Genomic DNA, 3,568 nt, shown 5'->3' with positions numbered 1-3,568 from the left:
GGGGAGTGCGACCGCGTCTACGTCGAGAAGCAGTCCGCTCGCTCGCGCGTGGACCGAGTGGAGCTCGAAGAGTGCATCAGGTACTTGCGAGATGGTGACGAGTTGGTGGTTGCGTCGATGGACCGTCTCGCTCGTTCGTTGGTTGATCTCAAGCAGATCGTTGGAGAGATCACCGCGAAGGGTGCGAGTGTGGAGTTCGTCCACGAGCGGGCCACTTACGCCGCTGGTGCCCAGGATCCTCGAGCTGACCTGATGCTGTCGCTGCTCGGGGCGTTTGCGGAGTTCGAGCGGGCCATCATCCGTGAACGCCAGGCGGAGGGCATTGCCATTGCCAAAGCGAAAGGCAAGTACAAGGGACGAAAACGAGTCCTGACCTCTGAGCAGATCGACAAGGCCCACGCCCGCATCGAGGCGGGGGAGGGGCCGTCAGCGATCGCCCGCGATCTCGGAGTGGGGCGGTCGACGCTCTATCGTGCGCTTCAGCGCGTAGAAGCCGGATCCGCAGACGTGGAGCACTGAGGTCGAGCGAGGTGCCTACAGAGCCTCGTCGGATCGGTCAGGTCCGGCGAGGAGTTGCTCGCCGAGGGTGAAGCCGGCTGCGTCGAGCACTTTCGCCCGGGTGTACGAGCGGGAGGGGGCGGCGTGGTCTGAGAAGATCACGGTGCCGTGAGAATTGGCGAGCTGGTCAATCACTCCTTGGTTCTCCCGGTAGATCCGGTTGAGCAGTTCCAGCGAACGGTCGTTGACGGTGTTGAATGCCGCACGCTCGGCTGGAGAGACGATGCTGCGTAGGCCCGCTCGAAGGTAGGTGTCAAATGCGGGGATGTTTCCCCACACGCCGAGCATCACCTTCGTGACCGCGGTGGCGTGTTCGTTGCCGTCCGGGAGCAGGGCGCCCTTGATGTCGGCGTATGCCGAGATGAGAGCTGCACGGGCCTGGGTGTCGGTGTAATCGGAGAGGTCGAGGTCACGCACTGTGGGAGAGTGGCGGGCGATCGTTTCGATCGTCGCGGTGTAGTGCCGAGGGTGGGCGTTCTTGAAGAGCCAGGATGAGCCACGAAGCATGCCCCAGCTGGCGAGGTAGTAGCCGAGTTGGAGACAACTCTTTTCCATCTCGGCAGTCGGGTCGTCGGTAGCCGAGAAGTAGTTGATGCAGAAGTCCCAGCTCCATTCTCGCCGACCGGTGGCCGCCCCATTTCGGACGACGGGGGCAGCGAGACTTGCGACGGCAGCGGTAACGGCCTCCGGCTCCATGGAGTACATGGAGGGAACGTACCCGTCAGCAACGACAGTCATCGCTTGAACGGCAGGGCCCGGGAATTACCTGCAAAAGGTGCTGCTGTACAAAGCCATGCTCTGTGCGACTCATCTGCACGACGTGTGTATGCATCCACGCGACCGGGGCCGACGTAGTGGAAGACCTGACCCCCAGGCAGGAGCGGTAGGGGATCGTCAAATGCGACACCAGGCTGACGGCCCATGGTGACATGGGGGAGTTGCCACACTCCCCAGTGCCCTTCGCGGCCGTTCGGCTTTGGGTGTTCAGGTTGGCCCATCCCTGTTGCCGTCGGGCGCGGGACGTTTGCTCTCTGCGTCGGTCGCCGCCACCCAGACTCTGTACTCTTCGCCCTCCGCGAGAACGCGAGTGGCACGGGCGTCCGGGTCTCCCGGGCTGAGCGCGACAGTGTCGCCGTCGACGGAGTCGACGACGGCATCAAGGAACGCTGCGACTTGGCCAAGGTGGTGTTCTTCTCCGTCCAACTCGATGTTGAGTCTCTGCGTAACCGCGACATTGATACGTGACCCCGCAGTGAGCGTGGGGCGATCGGTGGCATCGATGGTGAATTCAAACGGTGACCAGGTGGTGCTAGCCGCTTGGCCTTGCAGGAGGGTTGCTGCTTCGAAGACATGTCGGAGTTCTCCCGCGGAGAGGGCGCTCGGGATGCGAAGCAGATCCGTGGAGTGCTGCTGGATTACGTTCAACGCTCGTACGAGCCGCGCCGTTAGATGGAGATTCGAATTTCGGTCGTGAGGGTAAGGAACAGTCCAGCTATAACGGCGCGGTCCGTGGCTGGGACTCAGTCCGATTGACACTCCGCGATCGACCGCATCCATGAATGAAACGGCATCGATGAGGTCGCCTGGCAATTGGCTATAGGCGTCCCAGTTCATACGGAAGTCTGCTTCGACTTCGATAGGCTCGAAGCGGGTCCTAAGTGCAAGCTCCACCTTGTCGGTCCGGTCAGCCCATACGGTTCGCTGGCCGCCGCGCACCCCTGACGTGAAGCTCTTCCGCTCCAACCGCAGTTCGGCGACGACATCACCTGTAGCGTCTCGGACTCCAACGGTGATGCTAGATGCGGGTTCCGGACCGCCCGCTTCGGCCGTGATGGCGGTGAAGTGGATCTCAGCACTGTCAATAGTGCCGCCGAGCCCGCCGGGGAGGTTGAGTTCTGCGGACGCAGCAGACGAGGGGATCGTGAGATCGGTTCCGAAATCGAGAAACTGCTCGAAGCTCTCGGCGAGTGCCGGGTCGCCGGTTACGTCGACCTGCACGGTAGTGGTTATCGGACGCTCGCTGAGGGCGGCAGCGAACTTTGCATACACCTTGATGTGGAGCCACATGGGGCCGTGTTGCTCGGCTGCGACAGCAACCAGCCAGGGCTCATCTACTTGGTGCGGGGGGCAATCGGATGTTCCGAAGTGGTACCGGTAGTGAGGGTCATTGTTTGCTGCACGTTGCAAGATCCTGATTCGGTCGCCGACGTCGGCAGGTTGCAAACGAGTCCCGCTACCAAGGGTCGTGTCACCGCGAATGATGGCGGTGAGATCGGCGAGTTGATCAGCGAGACGGTCCTTGCCCCCCTTGAGGTAATAATCGATGAGCTCTGGGTGGCGTGCCGCGAAAATGTCGAGCCGTGTCAGGCCCATCCATGACCACGTCGGGATGCCCAGAGATTTGACCTCCTCTTCGATTCGAGCGCGGTATCCGGGGCTTGAATCGCGGGGGATCACAAGGTGCCACTCGGTGATCGCCCATCCCTCTTGCCTTGACGTTTCGGCGACCGCCCTGAGCGACTTCCTCACTTGTCGGAACTCTGCGTTGGCAAACTTCAGGGGGAAGTTCTTGACTTGAAACACCTTGCGCTGGCTGTCGCCGTCGGGAACAAAGACATCGATGCCGCCGTCCGGGCCAGGTGTGAACTTCTGACCCAGCGGGTGGTCGGCGCACACCAGCATCGCGACGGTGTGTTCGAACTCGCCGCTGTCGAGGCGAGACCAGGGGACGCGTTCAGTGGACATGGATTCGCCAAGTACTCATCAAGACTTCATCGCGCGAGGGCACCGATCCAGTATCCCAATCGACTACGACGCAGGTTGACGAACAGATGCCGCGACGGGGGAGAGGGCGAAAGTTCGCTCGCTGCGCAGCCTCGACGGTGCGGCTTGTCATAAGACCTGGTTGCCGGTGCCGACTCGAGAGCCCGTCCAGCCGGCTGTGGCGGAACGTCATTGCCAGCCCCAGGTATGTGTCAGCGGCCAGTGTCAGCGGCCAGTGTCAGCGGCC

3 protein-coding genes are annotated in these 3,568 nt (G+C 62.1%); 1 reads left to right on the top strand and 2 read right to left on the bottom strand.

Going from position 1 to position 3,568, the window contains the following annotated elements; translation table 11 throughout:
• Positions 1-519: recombinase family protein (locus tag G6022_RS14810; RefSeq protein WP_182691869.1), on the top strand; the 519-nt coding region annotated here is incomplete at its 5' end.
• A gap of 15 nt (positions 520-534) precedes the next feature.
• Here G6022_RS14810 and G6022_RS14805 read toward each other — a convergent pair.
• Positions 535-1,296, bottom strand: a complete 762-nt coding sequence (locus tag G6022_RS14805; protein ID WP_182639188.1) for a hypothetical protein — start codon at positions 1,294-1,296, stop codon at positions 535-537.
• A 246-nt stretch (positions 1,297-1,542) separates the two neighbouring features.
• Positions 1,543-3,303: a hypothetical protein gene (locus G6022_RS14800; RefSeq protein ID WP_179523835.1), complete on the bottom strand. Its 1,761-nt coding sequence runs from the start codon at positions 3,301-3,303 to the stop codon at positions 1,543-1,545.
• Positions 3,304-3,568: the final 265 nt, after the last annotated feature.

The organism is Dietzia sp. Cai40, from assembly GCF_014145165.1.
GTDB lineage: Bacteria > Actinomycetota > Actinomycetes > Mycobacteriales > Mycobacteriaceae > Dietzia > Dietzia natronolimnaea.
Note: the sequence above shows the minus strand (reverse complement) of the source record. Positions and strands in the feature narration are given on the sequence as shown.